Source organism: Intrasporangium sp. DVR (assembly GCF_040365325.1).
Taxonomy (GTDB): Bacteria; Actinomycetota; Actinomycetes; order Actinomycetales; family Dermatophilaceae; genus Intrasporangium.
In genome coordinates, this window is record NZ_BAABZW010000024.1 from 107,743 (window position 1) to 126,604 (window position 18,862).

Annotated in this window: 14 protein-coding genes; 8 read left to right on the plus strand and 6 right to left on the minus strand. The window is 67.2% G+C overall.

The window, feature by feature from the left end; translation table 11 throughout:
• Positions 1-100 precede the first annotated feature (100 nt).
• Positions 101-1,543, plus strand: coding sequence for a hypothetical protein (locus ABWV20_RS16890; RefSeq protein ID WP_353357190.1), 1,443 nt, complete (start codon positions 101-103; stop codon positions 1,541-1,543).
• Here ABWV20_RS16890 and ABWV20_RS16895 read toward each other — a convergent pair.
• From ABWV20_RS16895 to ABWV20_RS16905, 3 genes are all read right to left on the minus strand, one after another.
• Positions 1,533-2,627, minus strand: a complete 1,095-nt coding sequence (locus ABWV20_RS16895) for an acyltransferase family protein (RefSeq protein ID WP_353357192.1) — start codon at positions 2,625-2,627, stop codon at positions 1,533-1,535. The two genes, ABWV20_RS16890 and ABWV20_RS16895, sit on opposite strands and share 11 nt — an antisense overlap.
• Before the next feature lie 16 nt (positions 2,628-2,643).
• Positions 2,644-4,677 (minus strand): hypothetical protein, encoded by a 2,034-nt coding sequence (locus ABWV20_RS16900; protein ID WP_353357194.1) that lies wholly within the window; start codon positions 4,675-4,677, stop codon positions 2,644-2,646.
• Between the two features lie 158 nt (positions 4,678-4,835).
• Positions 4,836-6,275, minus strand: a complete 1,440-nt coding sequence (locus ABWV20_RS16905) for a hypothetical protein (RefSeq protein ID WP_353357196.1) — start codon at positions 6,273-6,275, stop codon at positions 4,836-4,838.
• 313 nt (positions 6,276-6,588) lie between these two features.
• On the opposite strand from ABWV20_RS16905, the gene nhaA reads away from it, so the two are divergent.
• Positions 6,589-7,923, plus strand: a complete 1,335-nt coding sequence (nhaA, locus tag ABWV20_RS16910; protein ID WP_353357198.1) for a Na+/H+ antiporter NhaA — start codon at positions 6,589-6,591, stop codon at positions 7,921-7,923.
• 67 nt (positions 7,924-7,990) lie between these two features.
• Here the strand turns inward: nhaA and ABWV20_RS16915 are convergent, their stop codons facing one another.
• From ABWV20_RS16915 to ABWV20_RS16925, 3 genes are all read right to left on the minus strand, one after another.
• On the minus strand, positions 7,991-9,160 hold the full coding sequence (locus ABWV20_RS16915; protein WP_353357200.1) for a hypothetical protein: 1,170 nt from the start codon (positions 9,158-9,160) through the stop codon (positions 7,991-7,993).
• A gap of 311 nt (positions 9,161-9,471) precedes the next feature.
• On the minus strand, positions 9,472-10,500 hold the full coding sequence (locus ABWV20_RS16920; protein ID WP_353357202.1) for a glycosyltransferase: 1,029 nt from the start codon (positions 10,498-10,500) through the stop codon (positions 9,472-9,474).
• A gap of 13 nt (positions 10,501-10,513) precedes the next feature.
• On the minus strand, positions 10,514-10,957 hold the full coding sequence (locus ABWV20_RS16925; RefSeq protein ID WP_353357204.1) for a GtrA family protein: 444 nt from the start codon (positions 10,955-10,957) through the stop codon (positions 10,514-10,516).
• 43 nt (positions 10,958-11,000) lie between these two features.
• Here ABWV20_RS16925 and rffA point away from each other — a divergent pair, with 43 nt between their 5' ends.
• The 6 genes from rffA (at position 11,001) to ABWV20_RS16955 (ending at position 18,859) form a co-directional block, all read left to right on the plus strand.
• Positions 11,001-12,143, plus strand: a complete 1,143-nt coding sequence (rffA, locus tag ABWV20_RS16930) for a dTDP-4-amino-4,6-dideoxygalactose transaminase (RefSeq protein WP_353357206.1) — start codon at positions 11,001-11,003, stop codon at positions 12,141-12,143.
• The gene (locus tag ABWV20_RS16935) at positions 12,140-12,931 is read left to right on the plus strand and encodes a GNAT family N-acetyltransferase (protein WP_353357208.1); all 792 of its coding nucleotides are present in this window, start codon (positions 12,140-12,142) and stop codon (positions 12,929-12,931) included. Before rffA ends, ABWV20_RS16935 begins: the two co-directional genes overlap by 4 nt.
• 73 nt (positions 12,932-13,004) lie before the next feature.
• A complete protein-coding gene (locus tag ABWV20_RS16940) occupies positions 13,005-13,442 on the plus strand; it encodes a YbhB/YbcL family Raf kinase inhibitor-like protein (RefSeq protein WP_353357210.1) in 438 nt (145 codons plus the stop codon).
• A 195-nt stretch (positions 13,443-13,637) separates the two neighbouring features.
• Positions 13,638-14,150, plus strand: a complete 513-nt coding sequence (locus tag ABWV20_RS16945; protein ID WP_353357212.1) for a phage holin family protein — start codon at positions 13,638-13,640, stop codon at positions 14,148-14,150.
• Between the two features lie 21 nt (positions 14,151-14,171).
• Positions 14,172-15,080, plus strand: a complete 909-nt coding sequence (locus tag ABWV20_RS16950; protein WP_353357214.1) for an alpha/beta fold hydrolase — start codon at positions 14,172-14,174, stop codon at positions 15,078-15,080.
• 167 nt (positions 15,081-15,247) lie between these two features.
• On the plus strand, positions 15,248-18,859 hold the full coding sequence (locus ABWV20_RS16955) for a S8 family serine peptidase (RefSeq protein WP_353357216.1): 3,612 nt from the start codon (positions 15,248-15,250) through the stop codon (positions 18,857-18,859).
• The last annotated feature ends 3 nt before the right edge of the window (positions 18,860-18,862 follow it).

An 18,862-nucleotide genomic window follows, 5' to 3' on the forward strand; every position in this document is an offset into this window, starting at 1 on the left:
TCTGGGTCACGCCGTCGATGGCCAGCATGCCCAGCCGAGCTGGCGGGCCCGCTTCCGAATACCTGCCACCCCTCCATGCCTGTCGTGGCACGATCCCCACGTGATCCGGAAGCCCAGCAACAGGGGAGCTGCAGCACCCTCGCCCGAGAGTTGCGGTGAACCCCTCGGCGCCCAGAACCCCGCGCGGACAACTGCGCCCACGCGTCCCACGGCAGAGTGGGTCGCGTTCGTGGCCGGCTTGGGCATCGCGTTTCTGTCCCAGACCATCGCTGTCGGTGCAGACACCATGTGGCTCGTCGCTCTCGGCCGGGCGGTGCTGTCTGAGCGGCACGTGCCTGATGGGATCCCGTTCATTGCTACGGACACGAGTGGCTGGGCCAACGTCCCCGTCTTGGGCCAAGTTCTCATGGCGCTGATCGACAGCCTTGGCCCGGCGGGCCTCTTGGTAGCACAGCTCACCGCCGTGGCTCTCGCTCTCCTTGGCTTGGTGGCATCCTCGCGAAGGCTCGGAGCGCCGGACTTCGCGATCTCGTTGGCGCTCATCGTGCTCTTGGTCGGCCAACTGCCGTCGCTGGGAGTCGTCCGAGCGCAACTGTGGTCGATCCCCCTCTTCGTCCTCTTAGCGCATCTGCTTCGCCGGGAGTCTGAGGCGCCAAGCCGCAGGATCTGGCTCGTGCCACCTCTCATCGTGCTGTGGGGAAACCTCCACGGCGCCGTGCTCGTAGGTCTTGCCGTGACAGGCGCCTATCTGGCCCTGAATCGCCTGCGGCAGGAACCCCTCCCATCGCTTGTTGTTGCAGTCTTTGCTCTCTTGGGCCTCTGGGCGACTCCGGCTGGCTTGGCCTCTCACGAGTACTACCTGGGCGTCCTGAGCAACGAGGCGGCACGGCGCGGCGAGGGCCTTTGGGCGCCCCTCGACCTCGGCTCCGGTTTCGGCTGGCTGATGCTCCTGTCCACAGTGGCGCTCCTCGTCGCTGCTCTGCGCCGCCCTGCCCCGCTATGGGAGTACGCAGTGACCGCGGGTCTCGGATTCATGACCATCCAGGCTGCCCGCAATGGCATCTGGCTAGCGCTGTGGCTGGTCCCGCGAGCGTCAATCAGTCTCGGCGCGAGGAAGAGATTGCATAGCTTCCCTGTTCTCCCGGCTCGGAGAATTCTCCGGACCGTTGCCGGCCTCGTACTCCTCGGGCTGGCCACCGCCGGGCTGATGCAACGCTCGCAAGTAGTCACCTCGGACCGCGCGGCAGCCAGGCAGCTCGCGGGATTGATCGGCAGCAACCGTTCCACGCTTGCCATTTCGCCGATGTCCGAGTTGCTCGCCGTCGAAGGTGTACTGCTCTGGGCGGGCAATCCGATAGATGCCCTGCCGCCGGATCGACAAGTGGCATTTCTGGACTTCTTGTCAGGGCGCCTCGACTCGACGACGCACGCGGTGATCCCACCCGAAAGGCTCGTGATGCGGGATGGCGACTCGGCTCCCGGAGGGTACAAAGCTGTGGCCGGCCGGGCTGGCTATTCGGTCTACCAACGCGCTAGCCCGTGATGCGTTCGTGGGCACCTCGCACGTCGGGTTCCACGCCATGGTCGGACGCGCGTGACCTCAGACGAAGTGCTGGCCGCTCTATGAACCGCCGAGATACCTCGGCAAGAACAACAGCGGCCAAGATGCCTGCTGAGCGCGAAGCGAGGCCGGACCCGAGCCAGACAGCGGCGGTCAGGACGCAGGTGGAGTTGAAGAGATAGAGACCGTAGCTTCGGTCGCCGAGCCACTGAATCGGCGCCATCCTGAGAAGCCCATGGTAGGTGTCCGGGGGATGTAGGACCGCACGACCGATCAGGCACACTGTCGCCGCTGTGAGGATGGGAACACCCAGAACGTATGTGGTCGAACTGAGGAAGGCGCCCGGGTGCAGCGAGACCGCGGTGATCGTGAGTATGGAAAGCGAGGTCGGAAGGGCCGAGACCCACCGCGGCTGTCTCAGTGAACTGCTCCTTGAAACAGTCCACGTAGCCAACAGCGCCCCAGCCATGAAGCAGTCGAGCCAGGTCGTGGGGAGGGCGTAGAAGAACCATCCGAACTCTTGAGACAGGAGAATGGTGACAAGCCGCGCGAGGACTCCGGCAGCCAAGAGCCATACGATCCAACGAATCTGCTTGTCACCTCGAGACCGCGCCACCCGGAGTATGAGAACGAGCACCACAGGCCAAGCCACGTAGAACTGCTCCTCCACGGCAAGTGTCCAGAGGTGCGCCAACTCGGGAGCGAATTCTTGGTCGAGGCCAACGGCGAAGTTGGTCGCATAGAGGCCCGCCTGCAGGGCCCCGCGGAGCGCAACGGTTGTGTCCGAAACGCCCACACCGAGGAGGGCCAGAGCCAGGACGAGCGCCACCAGAAAGGCGAGCGCGGGCAAGAGCCTGAGGGCCCGACGCATGTAGAAGACTCGAAAGTCGACGCGACTCCGCTCAACGTGCTCGCGGATGAGGATGCTCGTGATGAGGTAGCCGGACAAGACGAAGAAGATCAGTACACCGACGAGGCCCGCGCCATTGAGTCCAATCAGATGGGCGGTGAGGACAAGCAGAATCGCGATGCCCCGTAGGCCGTCGAGTTCGGGTACGCGAGTCACGTGTGCTTCGTTTCGGTCACGGCACCACAACCCCCGCTGCGACTTGGCTTTGCAGGCTTACGACCCGCATGTCAGATGGACCTTCGACCTCGAGCGCCGAGACCTCACCGAAGACACTCCGTCGCGAGTCGCGCAGCTGCGTCGGTTCTCCCGAGAGCCGGAGCTCGACCTCACTCGTACCAGGACGTGCCAGCATGGCGAAACGGAGGGTGCGTTCTTCCGCGTCATGCGTGGTGAAGCTCTCGAGGATCTGACCGTGCTCTCCAGTGAGGGCTACCTGCCGGGGGCCCTCCCCCAAGCTCCGGTACCGCATCGTGAGGGTCACGCGGGCGTTGCGGCTGCTCAGGTTCACAGCACGGATTGTCGCGCGCGGACCGACCCATTGTTGGGGAATGCCCTCAACCACACGGATCTCGTGGGCGGCAAGGGAGACGACCACGGCATCGAGGATGTTGCGGTTGAAGGCGGGCGACTCTGGCAGTCGGTAGGCGAGCAGCGCACCATCCGCGCCCTGCGCAACGGGGGACCCAAGCTCGGCTTCAAGTGCCCAACGGGGGTCGCGACCTTCCGCGAAACCGTTCAAATTGACCTCAACGGCGCAGAACCCAGCGGCCCGAAGATCCGATGTCCATTTGTCGACGTCATTCAAGTCGGCGGCCAACTGCCATTCGGAATCTGACGTGCCTCGCATGGCTCCGGAGCTCCATTTCAGCCCGCGCGAGGCCAGATAGGGGATCAGCTGGTCATAGCCATTCATCCGGGGAGTCCCAGCGGACTCGGGGAAGCTAACGACCGGGAGCTGGAAGACCCCGCACTCCTCACCCACGGCACCCTGAATCGACGAGGCGTACGTGCGCGCTTCCTGTAGTTCGGCGGCGAGCCGGTGATGATCAGGAGCGCGCGATGAGTTCGTCTGGTCGAGCACGCCGACCATCAGCACTGCCAAGCACACGAGCACTCCTACGTAGGGGCGGGCATTACGTAGGAGGCGCGTGAGGCCCCACCCCACAGCCAACAATGCGAACAGCAGGATGTAGAGCGACAGCCGGGACCAAGTGCGAACCTGTGGCGTGAAAAAGATCGCAACGAAGGATCCAAGCCCACCGATCGTGTAGAACGCAAATGAAGCGCCGGCCAATAGCACCCACCGGCGCACTTGTGTTGGGGGCAGTCGGAGAGTGGCCAGAGCTTGGAAAGCCACCACGAGCAAGACGACGCAGCCAGCCACAGACACGACTCCCAAGGCAGCGGTCTCGACCGTGCTCGGCTGTACTGCCTTGTAAGCAGAAGTGAGGTAGGAAAGGAACTCGATTCGGTGCCCTTCCCAAGGAAGGAGGAGGTCCATGGCTTTTCCTGCAAAGAGCTCGGACTCTGCAGGGGAGCGCATAGTTGCTGGCGCTCCCGTCATTGCTGAGGAACGCGATCCAACACGGGCCACCACCAGCGGAACCAAAGCCGTGACCGTCACGAGCCCCATGACGGCGATTCCCGGTAGCCAGTCTTTGGCCGCTCCTGAGAGGCGCCGCACTACGGTGGCCAACACGAGCAGGATCAGCGTGAAGGCCACGTAGTAGACGCCGCTCAGGCCTACGGTCACGGCGGCCAGTCCCATGAGCGCAGCGTCTCGGTCAACGACGCGTTGGCCGGGTGATTTCACCGCCATTTTTCGTGTCGATCCCATGATGCGCAGGACTAGCCAGATCCCTAACGGCACCGTCCAGTACGCGGCGAGCCACAGCTGGCCGAATCGCTCCTGATGGCCCGGTGCTGCAGCAAACAGGATTCCCACCACCATCGCCGCAGATCGGGCAATGCCCTGAGAACGAGCGAGCGCAAACATCGCGGCAGCTGCGAGGGGAAACCCCGCCACGAAGTAGACAACACCGGGGGTGTACGGATCGCCGAAGAAGAGACCCAGCACCTTCACGAGGGCCATGTGGAGTACGTTCAGCTCGGGGAAGAGCGAACCATTCTGGCCGAACGGGAATCCGAGATCGTCATTCTGCCAGTACCAGCCATGGTCGTGGAGATCTCGCAGTTGCATGGCCACGAAGGTGCCATCTCCCTCAAGGCTCAACGGTGTGCCGGGAGTCCACTGGAAAAGGTCGAGCACCCAGACCGCGACGGCTAGCGAAATCGCAGCTGATCCGATTGCCCACACGGCGTCGGCAGGACATCGCTCGAAACGGGGTGTCCCTAGCCTCAGGCTCATACTGTCGCCGCCCCCGTCCAGGTGGCATCGACCCAGAGTTCGTAGTCGTTGCCTACGGCGACGCGGCGCAGCGCGCTTTCGGGCAGTGCACGAGCCAGCGGGTCAGCCGAACGCACCAACACGACGTGAACGTCAAGCGCTGCCAGCCTTCGCTCCCAACCAACGTCTGCGGACCAGATGTGTTCAAAGGTATCGACGGCGGTCGCGGAGTAGACCTCCGCGCGCAAGTCCCGCAGCGGACGCAACTCAGGTTGGTGAAACAGGACCCACCCGGAGACATCCGGCTGGACGGCTATCTTGGTTCCGGCGGGAAGCCGGTCGATATGCGAGCGAAGTGACGCGTCGGTGATCTCTGGCTCTGGAGAACCCCAGATCAGTCCCCCTAACACGATGACCGTTGTAGTGATGGGCCACAGCCAGTTTTCAGGGTGGCTTCGCGCGCCGGGGGCAGCCTTGCCAACGAACAGAGCCGCAGCCAGCGCACTCCCCATCAGGACCGCCCCGAAAGCGATTGTTCGTACCGAGTACACGGCGAGGCCTGCGCCCAGAGCCAGCAGCGCAACACTTGCCCAAGTCAAGACTCGCCGTCTGACCAAGGCAAGGATCGAGATAAGTCCCATGGCTACGACAACCAGAAGCAGCGGATTCGTCAGGGAAGGCGGCTGCCATTCGTTGACCGACTGGCGAGCGGCGGTACTCACGCTCAGAGGTTCAAGGAGAAGCGCGGGACCCAAGGGAGTTGATCCCACGGCCACCATGGACGCCAGCGTCACCATCAATAGGCGCGTCCTTCGGGGTCGGTGCCTTCTGTCCAGCGCGATCGCCACCGTCATCACCAGCCCGGTGGCGATGCCGACCGCCCAAGTTCCGTGTATGCAGGCCCACAACCACGTGATGGGCACGATCAGCCATGGGACGGTTCCATCGCGCCAAGCGCGAAGCCAGATCAGGAGTGCGAGGGCATGCAGTCCCAGGCCCACGAGCTGCGGCCGCTCCGCCCAGGCCGCTGACGTCGCGAAGAGCGCCGGAAGGGTCACCACGGCGGCCTTTACGGGGGGGATCAAGCTCCGCGACGTGCTGTAGATCGCCACGGCCACGAGCGATACAGCAACGAGCCTCAGCACGTGTATACCTGCGAGGCCCGTCAAGTCATAGGAAATGCTGGCGATTACCTCCGCCAGCCACTGACTCGGAACGTAAGGCCGATCAGCCAAGACGGTCAGCGGGTCGGCGCCGCCAAATCGCTCACCGTCTCGGATTTCGTCGCCGATGCGTAGGTGTAGCCAGAGGTCGTCATCGACAGTCCTACGGAAGCTCAACAGCATGAGCACTACCGCCACCACCGTGCCCAGAAGGATCACCAGGTTCAACGTTTCGGCCCGACGCCGCCGACCCTCATCGGCTGCCTTGGCGATCGTCGCCTCGTCAAGGATCACGGGTGCGAGGATGCCATGGGAGTCGTAGACGCTGGGGCAGAACGGACCAAATGGCATCTGGCTCAGGGTTCGCCTCCGCGTCGGTGTCCCCATCCACCGAGCGACGTCCGACCGCAGAGTGGGAGGGCATTGGTGCCCGGTTCATTGTGCCTATCCGCCCCTGCAGGCTCCTTTGGACCTGCGCCGTGAACACGGGACGGGCTCACGCAGTCCCCCGCCGCTAGAATGACTGCGGCTTCCGACGATGCGTGAGCCGCTGGTGTGCCGGGAAGTCTGGTCGGCGTCCGATGACCCATCTGCCCCAGAGGACGACATGACACTTCCGCCCCGCCCCACCGGCCGGATCCTTGCACGTGGATCCTGGCGTGAGAGCCGTTACGTTGCAGACATCCTCCGCCAGGAGACGGTCGGAGGCACGCTCCTGCTCATCGCTGCGGTGGCCGCGATCGTCTGGGCGAACTCGCCATGGCGGGATGCCTACTCGACGTTGCGGGACACGACCGTCGGCCCGCACTCGCTGCACCTTGACCTCTCGTTGGGTCAGTGGGCGGCCGACGGGCTCCTCGCGGTCTTCTTCCTCGTCGCGGGCATTGAGCTGAAGCGCGAGTTCGTCGCGGGAGATCTCGCGGACCGCCGCAAGGCGGCGCTGCCCATCGTCGCCGCAGCCGCCGGTGTCGCAGTACCCGCGATCTTGTTCGTCATCACGGCCACGCTGATGGCGAGCGGTGACGACGCGACCCAGCTCAGCGGCATACTCCGTGGTTGGGCGATCCCGACCGCCACGGACATCGCGTTCGCCCTCGCCGTCCTGGCTGTCATCGGCACCCACCTGCCCAGCGCCCTCCGGTCCTTCCTGCTGACGTTGGCGGTCGTCGACGACCTCATCGCGATCACGATCATCGCGATCTTCTACACGCAGTCGCTCAATCTCCTGTGGCTCGCCGCAGCGATCGTCCCGCTCGCCGCCTGGCGGTTCCTGCTGCAGCGCAAGATCACCAACCCGTTCGTCCTCGCCGTCCCGGGTCTTCTCGCGTGGGGTTTCGTGCATGCCAGCGGCATTCACGCGACCGTCGCCGGTGTGCTGCTCGGTCTCCTCGTGCCGGTGAACCGGGCGATCGAGGACGACCCAGACCAGCACTCGCTCGCCGAGCGGATCGAGCACAAGATCCGCCCGTTCTCCGCCGGGTTCGCGGTGCCCATCTTTGCGTTCTTCGCGGCCGGCGTCACCGTCATCGGCGGCGGTTTCTCCGCGGCGCTGTCCGACCCCGCGGCCCTCGGCGTCATCGTAGGGCTCGTGCTCGGCAAGCCGATCGGCATCTTCGGCAGCACGTGGGCGATGTCGCGGTTCACCCGTGCCGAGCTCGACAGGGGACTCGCCTGGACGGATGTGCTCGGCCTCTCGATGCTGGCGGGGGTCGGCTTCACCGTCAGCCTGCTCATCGGCGACCTCGCCTTCGGGCTGGGGTCAGACCGGGACGACCACGTGAAGTTCGCGATCCTCTTCGGCAGCCTGATCGCCTCACTGCTCGCGGCCGTCGTCCTACGGCTCCGCAACCGCGTCTACCGACGGATCCACGAGCAGGAGCAGCGCGACTCGGATCGGGACGGCATTCCCGACGTGTACGAGGAGTCCGGTCGGCCCGAGTGAGGGCTGAGACCTTGTCGCCTTCACTCCCGGACACGGTTCACGCCCCCCCAAATACAAGCCCAACCGATCATGGGTACGTCTGATCCAGCGGAGATCCGCGGATCGTTAGAACATTCGCCACCCAGAGATACTGGGCCAGCAGGCCAAAGCCGACAATCGCCGCAACGAATACGAAGGCGTGAAGTCGCGCCTTGCCACCTCGGATGCCCGAGAGAACCTCCGGAAATGGCACAGCCACGATCACAGCCAAAAGCAGGTATCGAAGGACGCTCGGGCTGGGCCGCGTGGCAACGAGAATATAGGTCGTGTAGGCGATCCCCCACCCTCTGATTTCGAGGGGCCACCGGTCAGAGCCGTTCCGCAACACCAAGTAGAGGACCCAGAGCATCGCCGCGATGGCCACCCAACCCAGAGGGGTGAGCCTCATGATGTCGTGGACCCAGCCACCCAGGACGCCCGCACTGTCCTGATTGTTGACCGACCAAGCAGAAAGAGTCTTGAGATAGACGTTTCGTTCGCCCACGACGAGGTCCGCGGTCAATGGCCATAGCGCAAAGGCCGCAATGCACGTCGCCGATGTGAGCAGCACCACCCACAGCTCCCGAGAGGTGAATGCCTCTTCGCCACGGCCGGCCCGCCGCCAACGGCTGAAGCCGTGTATCAGGCCCACGACGGCGAGCGGGATTGAAACCGGCCTGGTCAGGCCCAACGCGAGGGCAAAGAGGCAAACGAGCCCATATCGATGGTCACGGAGCGCCTGCAACGCGAGGACGACCAGCAGGAGGGCCAGTCCCTCAGGGTAGGCAATCTGGAGAATCGGGGAGCTGGGAAAAGACATGACGCAGGCCACGACGGCGGCGGCTCCCCATTGCCCCAAAGTGGGAAGCACCAGTCGGTATAGAACGACCATCGCGAGCGCGGCGCATGTGACGCTCACGAGCCAGGCACTTGCCTCAAAGGAGATGGTGGACGTCTGCATGACCAGTCGCACAATGGCTGGATACAACGGCCAGAACGCCCAGGCGTTTTCCTGCACCGTGCCATTGGGACTACGTGGGAGGGTCTCGGGGTAGCCGCCTTCAGCTATGGATCGGTACCACCGACCATCCCAGTTCGAGACCACCCCGAAGTATCGGTCGACGACCTGGAGAGGCAGCCAGCCCGTGGACCGCGCGTCATCCCCTGGCAGCACTGACTGGTGCCAACCGCCGAGCGCGAGAAACGCTCCCGTGACCACGGAAATACCTGCATAGACAAGGAGCGGAACCCGCGACCGTTGCACGACCTCAACGAGACCCGATCGTGTCATCAGGCTTGGTGGCGCCGACATCCGTACCTCATACTCACGCGGTTCGTGCCGGGCAGAGCCAGCCGTACATCAAAGAAGTTGCAGGCTAACGGGCCGGGCGACCAGGTGCCTCCGGTTTGCCCCAAATTCCCACCACACTGGAGGAATCACCAGGGCGCCGTCTGCTCTATCCCGTGTCACGATCGTCGAGCTCGACGATCGTGCGGGACGAGCAGGTATGCCCTGCCGCGAGTGACGGGTTACGTCTGGGAGCGGTAGTACTCCTCGAGCGCTGCCGCCACCTCGTCCGGGGTCAGGGTGGACCGCCCCGGCGGGACGACACCCGTGCCGGCCTGCCACACCGAGTCGGGGTGGCTGTCCTCCTTGACCAGGAAGGTCGGCTTCTGCATGGAGCGGAAGTGCAGCCGTCCGATGTACTCACCGAGGATCCCGATGGACAGCATGAGCGCACCGCTCAGGATCGCGAGCATGGAGGCGAGGGTCGTGAAGCCCGCGACCTCCACTGCGCCCATCCAGAAGCGGGCCAGGACGGAGACGAGGAGGGCGAAGCCGAGGACGGAGGTGGCCAGGCCCATCCACGTGACGAGCTTCAACGGAGCAGTCCCGTAGCCGGTGACCATGTTCATGGCGTGCCGGATCAGGCCCCTGAGCGAGTAGTTCGAGCGGCCGGAGGCCCGGTTGTCCATGCGGACGGTGACGCGGCGGACGGCGTTGGTGGTCCAGCTGAGGAGCACGTCGAGCGAGGCGAAGGGGTCGGCGACGTGCGCGAAGCCGTCGCGCAGGTCGGTGCGGAAGGCCCTGAGCGCGCTCACGTCCTTGGCGTTCGGGACCCCGGAGGCGGCCAGTCCGGTCTTGACGATCCGCGACGCGAAGGAGCGGGTGATCCCGTGCTCCTCCTCGATCGGCACCCCGTAGGCGAGGTCGACGAGGGGATCGGCCAACGCGTCGACCAGTGCTCCGACCTCCTCGGGCCGGTGCTGCAGGTCGTCGTCCATCGTGATGATGACCTCGTGGCGTGCCCGCATGATGCCGGCGAGGAGTGCGTTGTGCTGCCCGTAGTTACGTCGCAGGAGCACGGTGCGCATCGTCTCGGTGTGCTGGCGCTCCAGCCGGCGCGCGACGGCATACGTGTCGTCCGGGGACCCGTCCACGACGAGGATGACCTCGAAGGCCTCGACGACGGCCGGGAGGCTCTCATGCAGCCGCCGCACCAGGTCGGGAAGCGTGGCGCGTGACCGGTAACAGGGGATGACGACCGACACCTTCACGCGGCCAGTATGCCTACTCTTCGCCCTCGGGGGACTCGGGGGACTCGCGGGGCGAGCCCGGGCGGAACGTGAAGAACCGGTGGCTGAGGTAGGAGCCGACCGACACGACCACCAGGGCGAACACCTGGGCCCACATCGGCTGCCACCCGGCGAGCTCGACGAGCAGCGGTGTCATGATCAGGCCGGCGACGGCGCCGGTGGACCACACCGACAGGAACCGGGCGAAGTCCGTCGTCCAGCGCGCACCCGGGGCGAAGACCCAGTGCCGGTAGGCGGGGAAGGCGAACGAGATGGTGAGGACCTGCGCCACGAGGATCGCCACGATGTAGTGCAGGCCCAGTCGCAGGCCACCGCCGACGAGCCCGAGATACGTCAGACTGGTCATCCCGGCGACGACGAGGTAGCGCGCCGGCTGGTGCGTCCAGCGCAGGGTCGACGTCAGGAGCCGGGGGTTCACGGGGGTTAGGCTAACCAGCCGCGTGCGTGGGATGCTACGCGGCGTGCGTCAGATCATGTTCTCCAAGCCCTATCGCGCCGGCCACGAGGAGTCCTACCTGGCGGAGGTGCTCGCGTCGACGGTCTGGCACGGTGACGGCGAGTTCACCAAGCGCGCCACCACCTGGCTCACCGAGCTGACCGGCGCCCCATCGGCCCTGCTGACCACCAGCGGGACGCACGCGCTCGAGCTGGCCGCTGTCGTGCTCGACCTCGGCCCGGGCGACGAGGTCATCGTCCCCACCTTCACCTTCCCCTCCACCGCGACGGCCATCGCCCTGCGGGGAGCGACGCCCGTCTTCGTCGATGTCGTCCCCGAGACGCTCAACCTCGACGTCGAGGCCGCCGCGGCCGCCGTCACCGAGCGCACCCGAGCCATCTTCGTCGTCCACTACGGCGGCGTCGCGGCTGACCTCGACCGCCTGACCGAGCTCGCTGCCGCCCACGATCTCGCCATCGTCGAGGACAACGCCCACGGCATCGGCGCCTACTACGACGGCCGGCACCTCGGCACGTTCGGCACCTTCGGCGCGCAGAGCTGGCACGACACGAAGAACTTCACGTGCGGCGAGGGTGGCGCCCTGCTCATCAACGACCCCGAGCTGCTGGAGCGCGCGGAGATCGTGCGGGAGAAGGGCACCAACCGCTCCCTGTTCCTGCGGGGCCAGGTGGACAAGTACACGTGGGTCGACCAGGGGTCCTCGTTCCTGCCGAGCGAGCTGCAGTCGGCCGTCCTCATGGCGCAGTTCGACTGCTACACCGAGATCCAGCAGAAGCGGCACGCCGTGTGGGATGGCTACGCCGCCGGGCTGCGGGACTGGGCCACCGAGCACGGGGTGACGTTGATGACCGTGCCCGAGCGTCGTCAGCATCCTGCCCACCTCTACTACCTGCTGCTGCCGACCCGCGCCGACCAGCAGGCGTTCATCGCCGGCCTCGCCGCCGAGGAGATCGTCGCGCCGTTCCACTACCAGCCGCTCCACGACTCCCCCGCCGGCAAGCAGCTCGGCCGGACTCCCTTCCCCTGCGACGTCGCCGGGGACCGAGCGCACCGTCTCGTCCGACTCCCGTTGCACGCCAACCTCACCGAGGCTGATGTGGATCGCGTCGTCTCGGTCGCGACCGCCTACCGGCCAGGCTCGCGGTGAGCTGGGAGAGCCTCGCCGGAGACGGCGTCTCCCACAGCCCGAGCGAGGCCGAGAGCCGCCGGTTCGGGTTGTCGGTCGCTCGCGTCACGGTCGGGTGGGGCGCCCACGGTGTGGGACAGGACCTCACCCAGGCGCTGCGCGACGCCTCCGAGGACCTGCTGATCGTGCGCTGGCCGAGCCACGATCTCAGCCTCGGCGCGGCGGCGGCCCGCAGCGGCCGCGCGGTCATCCCGGCCGACACGCTGATGTACTGGGAGGCCTCGGTCGGCCGGGTCCAGGATGCCGTCGCGTCGGCGGAGCGACCCGAGCACCTCGCGTCCGTGAGCGCCGCCGACTACGACGGTGATCCCCGGGCGGCGGTCGTCGAGGTCGTCGAGGACTCGTTCTCCTCCTACGGCAACCACTACCTCGCCAATCCCGCCCTCGATGCCGGGCTCGCCCTGCAGGGCTACGTCGAGTGGGCGACGTCCGCGCTGACCCGCAACCCCGAGGACGTCATCATCCTCACCCACGAGGGCGATGCCGTCGGGATCGCCACCCTGGCGCAGGACTCGACCGGACGGGACCTCGAGGTCCTGCTCGCCGGGATCGTCTCGGAGCACCAGTCGAAGGGGTGGTACAGCCACCTCTTCGCGGCGGTCGACCGGGCGGCGACGCACCGGTCGTGTGCGCGGGTCATCATCTCCACCCAGGCGCACAACGTCCGGGTCCAGCGGGCCTGGGCCCGACTGGGCCTGCGCCCCTTCGCCGCTGTCACCACAGCTCACGCCATGCGCTCGATCTCGTGACCGAGCCACCCCGCGGTGGCAGGATGATGCCAACCGCCGATCGGGCCGGATCACCCGGCGGGGAGGGGTGCGCATGAAGCTGACGTCGTCCACGTTCGCCGCGTCCGAGGAGATCCCGCAGAAGTGCGGCAAGCGGGGGCAGAACATCTCCCCGCACCTGACCTGGTCCGACGAGCCCGCCGGCACGAGGTCCTTCGCGCTCACCGTCGTGGACTGGCACCCGGTGGCCAAGGGCTACGTCCACTGGATGGTCTGCGACATCCCGGCCACGACGACGACGCTGATGGAGGGCGCCGCGTCCCGAGGGCTGCCCGAGGGCAGCCGACAGGTCCGCCCCTACGCGGGACCCTTTCCGCCGTCGGGGACGCACGACTACGAGTTCACCCTCTACGCCCTCGACCTCGCGGGCCTCAGCGTTCGCGACGGCGCCACCCTGGACGAGTTCATGGCGGCGGCCCGACCTCACACCCTCGCCGCGGCGACCCTCGTCGGCAGGTTCACCCGCCGGTAGCAGGCGCCTGCAGAGCGCGGGAGGCGCCGGAGGGGGCTCGTCCGCGGGGCGAGCTCAGCGGCATACGGCCGGATGTGGGTATGGATCCCCACGGGCGGCCGCACGCGCGCCGCCCGGAGCGCCCCTACAGGCAGCACAGTAGGGTGGCAACAGCAAGCGCTTCGCGCGCAGCCGATCACGTGGAGGAGTGAGCCGATGAGCACGGACCCCCGGCAGGAGCGGACGCTCGGGCAGCTGGTCGCATCCGCGACGCAGGACATGTCGACGCTGGTCCGCGGGGAGATCGCCCTGGCCAAGGCGGAGGTGTCAGGCCAGCTGAAGAAGGCCGGCAAGGGCGGCGGGCTCCTCGCCGGTGCCGCCATCATCGGCTTCTACTCGGTGTACTTCATCTTCACCACCCTCGTCGAGGTCCTCGACATCTGGCTCCCCCGTTGGGCCGCCTACCTGATCATCACCGTCCTCATGCTGCTCATCGCCGGCATCCTCGCGATGGTCGGCATCCGGAAGATGAAGACCGTCGAGCCGACTCCGAAGAAGGCCGTCGCCGAGGCCCAGCAGACCGTCGCCGCGCTCAAGGCGGCCACCGCCAACCCCGGTTCCATGGCGCCGGGCCCCCGGCCCGAGTGGGACCGACCGGTCACCGCCACCCTCCCGGCCGCAACGCCCGCAGCCCGCGACGGCTCCCTCGACACGACGCGCAACACCTGATCCGCCCGCTACCCTCCACTCATGCCGGTCGACGCTGCCTTCGTCGAGATCGACGGGCCCTGGCAGCACCGCTACGTCGCCGCCAACGGCGCACGTTTCCACATCGCTGAGCTCGGGGAGGGACCGCTGGTCCTGATGCTCCACGGGTTCCCGCAGTTCTGGTACACGTGGCGACATCAGATGACGGCGCTCGCCGAGGCGGGGTACCGCGTCGCCGCCATGGACCTGCGCGGCTACGGCGGCTCCGACAAGCCGCCACGCGGCTACGACACCTACATGTCGACGCTCGACGCCGCATCGGTGATCCGCGCCCTCGGCGAGAGCGACGCGACGATCATCGGCCAAGGGCTCGGCGGCTGGATCGCCTGGTCGATGCCGGTGCTGCGCCCCGACGTGACGAACGCCGTCGCGTCGCTGTCGATGCCGCACCCGCGCGTCATGCGTCGAGCGTCGTGGCTCAACCGGAGGCAGCGCACCGCCTCGGGGTGGATCGTCGCGTTGCAGCGGCCGTTCGGGCCGGAGCGCGCCATGGGCCAGTCGCACGACTACGTCGCCGGGTTGCTGCGCGACTGGTCCGCGCCCGGGGGTGCGTTTCCCACGGCGGAGGACATCGCGCGCTACGGCGACGGCATGATGATCCCCTTCGTGGCCCACTCGGCTGCCGAGCACTACCGCTGGCTCGGCCGGTCGCAGCTGCGCCCGGACGGGCCGTTCTTCATGCGGCGCATCCGCCACACCATCGACGTGCCGGTGCTCGAGCTGCACGGCGCTGACGACGGCTGCGTCCTCGTCAACTCGATCCGTGGGTCTGCGCGCTATGTGCCGGGTGACTTCCGGTCGGTGACGATCCCGCGCGCCGGCCACTTCCTGACCGAGGAGGCTCCCGAGGTCGTCTCGGACGAGCTCGTCGGCTGGCTGAAGTCCCGCTGACCGGGGCACCACCATCCCGTATGCCGCTGAGCTCGTCCCAGCAGAACTGCTCTCCCGCTCCTCCCGAGCACGCTTGACACGCCGCCCCATCCGGACCGGACCCTCGAGTGGCTGGTGTCGCCACCCTCTGGAATACTGACGCCACTTTCCGACAGGGGTACACCACCATGCGTCTTCGTCGTCAGCCGGCGGCTGTCCTGACCCTTGCGCTCGTCGCCTCCATCGCGACCGTCGCCACCCCCACCCAAGCCGCGTCCTCGACGACGCGCGCGCCGGTGAGCTCGACTGACGGGCTGGCGACCCAACGCGCACCGTTCACCGCGCGCGGTCCCAAGGGCGCCCGGCCCGACCACGACCCGCACCGCGTGCTCGTGAAGTTCGCCGGCCGGGCCGACCAGGCCGCCCGGGACCGCGCCTTGAAGCGGCGGGACGCCCGGGCGGTCGGCAGGGTCGAGGGCACCAGTTTCGTCGTCGTGCGGGGGAAGGGCCGAGCCATCGACCTGGCCGCCCGCCTCCAGCATGACCCCGCGATCGCAGCGGTGACCCTCGACTACGTGCGAGTGGCGACCGCGACGCCCAACGACCCCGGCTTTGCCTATGGGGACCAGGACTACCTCAAGTCGATTCGCCTCCCGGAGGCCTGGGACCGGTCGAGAGGCTCGAGCACGAGTGCGATCGCCATCCTCGACTCCGGTATCAACGGGCAGCATGAAGACCTCACAGGTCGAGTCACCCGCGGTTTCAACGCCATCACGGACACTGCGATCGACGCCGGTGCCGCCAGCGACGACGCGGGGCACGGTTCCATGGTGGCCAGCATCGCGGCAGCGATCACCAACAACGGCAAGGGAATCGCCGGGGCTGCCTGGACCTCACGGGTCATTCCCGTCAAGGTGCTGGACTCCGAAGGCCGCGGCTACGACTCCGACATCGCCCAGGGAATCGTCTGGGCGGCCAACAACGGCGCCAAGATCATCAACGTGTCGCTCGGCGGGCCGCAGCACAACCCGCTCCTCGACGAGGCAGTCGCCCACGCGACGGCCAAGGGTGCTTTGGTCATCGCGGCAGTCGGCAACATGGGCGGCAACGTTCCGATGTACCCGGCCGCCATTCCCAACGTCCTCGCGGTCGGGGCCACGGACTCAGGTGGACGGCTCACCGACTTCAGCAACTTCGGGGACTGGGTCGACATCGCTGCGCCCGGCTGGGGCATCGTCGGTGCGGGCACCGGCAACCAGGAGTATCTCGTGGGCGACGGCACCTCGTCGTCTGCGCCGCTCGTTGCCGGCGTCGCCGCGCTCGTCCGGACCAAGTACCCGACCTACACCCCGGCCCAGATCGCCCGACGGATCAAGTCCACCGCTCGTGACGCCGGCCCCCGAGGGATCGACCCCTACTACGGTGCCGGCTTTCTCGATGCAGCAGCAGCGGTGGGCGCCGCTGCGAAGGGCGACTTGACGATGCCGTCGCTCGGCACCAACGAACCCAACGACGTACCCGTACGGGCGACCGCCATGTCGGGGAGCGCCACCGGCACCTTGGCCCTCGAGGGCGACGTGGACTGGTTCAAGTACACCTCGACGTCGAGCGAGCAGAGCATGAGTGTCACCGTGACACCGGCACCCTTCGAGGTCTGGGACCCACAGAACATCGACCCGACGCTCGAGGTCTACACCTCGGATCTCCGCGTCGTCGGCAAGGTCGACGCCAGCGCCATGGGCCAGCCGGAGCAACTCGACCTCACCATGGGCAGCGGCACCTACTACATCGCCGTGCGCGCCTGGAACGGCGCACGCTCCACCAAGCCGTACTCCCTCACCGTGGCGGCGACAGCTCCGCAGCTGTTCCAGCCCGGCGTCGACCACGCTGCCGGCGCTGAGGCGGCAAGCGTCACGTCCGGCGACGTCACGGGCGACGGTGTCCCGGATGCGGTGGCGGCGGTGACGGCGTGGTACAACTCCTCCGCCCACGACCTCGTGGTCTTCCCCGGGACCGCGAGCGGCACCTTCGGAGCCGCAATGACCTACGCCACAACGGAACGGTCCGAGGCCCGTGGGGCGGTCCTCGCCGACGTCGACGGTGACGAGCGACTCGACGTGGTCGTCCCCACCGGGATCGGCGTGCAGGTGTTCCGGCAGCAGGCAGAAGGCACGCTCGCGGCGCCTGAGCTCATCGCCTCGACTGCGGGCGCCGCGAGTGTGGTGGCAGCAGACTTCGACCTCGACGGCGACACCGACCTCATCTATGACGACTCCGCCGAGCAGACGCTCCTCAATCGTCAGGCCGATGGATCCTACGACCGCTCCGTCGTCGCGCCGGCGAGCGCCTGGAGCCTCGGAGTCGGCGACGTCGATGGCGATGGACGACCTGACCTCGTCACCAACCAGGACGGCATCCTCGTCACCAACCTCAACAAGGCGACGGGATGGGTCTCGAAGACGTACGACGTGCCGGCCAGCGACCTCACCGTCGCGGACGTGACCGCAGACGGACGGGACGACGTCACGGTCACGTCCGGCGGCAACATCGACGCGCGGGTGCGCGTGCTCAAGCAGCTCGACGGCAGCCTCTCGGCGCAGACGCCGATCCCGGTCACCGACATCCCCGTGCCCATCGAGGCCGGAGACATCACGCATGACGGCCGGACCGACGTCGCAGTGCTCCACAGCGGCTGGGGGACGCTCAGCGTGCTCCGGCAGAAGGCCGATGCCGCTCTGGATGCCCCGATCACGTCCGGGATGCCTTACCAGTCGCACTACGGGACCTCCGCCCTGACCCTCGCTGACTTCGACGACAACGGCCGTCTGGATGCGGCCTTCACGAACAACACGTCGATCCGGCTGCTCCGCAACGCCGGTGGGGTGACCCCTGGCACGGAGAAGCTCTGGGTCTCCGATGTCGCGCCGGCCGACGCCCACCTGGCGGCGAGCCTCACGTCGCGGCCCAGGGTGAAGTTCGCCCGGGCACTCGACCCCGCGACGGTGACCGGTGCGACCGTCCGGCTCACCTACGGACGCACCGGGGGCACCATCCCCGCGTCCGTCTCCTACGACGCTGCCACCCGCACTGCCACTCTCACCCCGTCGCTGCCGCTGTGGGACAACACACCGTTCCGGATCACGGTCAAGGGCGTGAAGGACTCGGCCGGCGCGACCATGAGCGACGCCTTCAGCACGACGTTCAACACGGTCAACACCAGCCCGCCGTCGGTCAAGCTCAACTCGACGAGGGGAAACTACGGGTCGGCCACGATCGCCTGGCAGCTGCCCAGGATCACGGACCTCTCGGCCGTCATCGTCCGCCGGGCCACCGGCAGCACCGCGCCCTCGTCACCGAGCTCCGGCACAGCCGTCTACTCGGGGACCGGCACGTCAGTCTCCGTCAAGGGCCTCGCCTCCGGGGTGACATACACCTACGGGATCTGGGTCAAGGACAAGACCGGCCGCTACTCCTCCCGCGTGACGGTGCGGCATTTGGGCACCGCGATTTCCGTCAGCTCGAGCCGGACCACGGTTCCCTACGGATACACCGTCTACGTCCGGGGCAAGCTCGTCCGCAAGGACAACGGCTCCGCGGTCAGTGGCGCCACGGTGGAGCTCTGGCAGCGTCGACGGGGGACGACGACGTGGATCCTCGTCGGGACGGTGAAGACCTCGAGCACCGGCACCATCTCCAAGTCGGTCAAGCCCTCGTCGACCCGGGACTACCGATGGATCTACCGAGGGGCGACGACGTACATGGGCTCGGCCAGCGCCACCCGACTCATCACCGTCACCTGATAC

What these genes read in the sequence shown, in the direction of transcription:
- nhaA (WP_353357198.1), top strand. Translation starts at nt 6,589, where the DNA reads ATGACACTTCCGCCCCGCCCCACCGGCCGGATCCTTGCACGTGGATCC.
- ABWV20_RS16940 (WP_353357210.1), top strand. Translation starts at nt 13,005, where the DNA reads ATGAAGCTGACGTCGTCCACGTTCGCCGCGTCCGAGGAGATCCCGCAG.
- ABWV20_RS16945 (WP_353357212.1), top strand. Translation starts at nt 13,638, where the DNA reads ATGAGCACGGACCCCCGGCAGGAGCGGACGCTCGGGCAGCTGGTCGCA.
- ABWV20_RS16950 (WP_353357214.1), top strand. Translation starts at nt 14,172, where the DNA reads ATGCCGGTCGACGCTGCCTTCGTCGAGATCGACGGGCCCTGGCAGCAC.
- ABWV20_RS16955 (WP_353357216.1), top strand. Translation starts at nt 15,248, where the DNA reads ATGCGTCTTCGTCGTCAGCCGGCGGCTGTCCTGACCCTTGCGCTCGTC.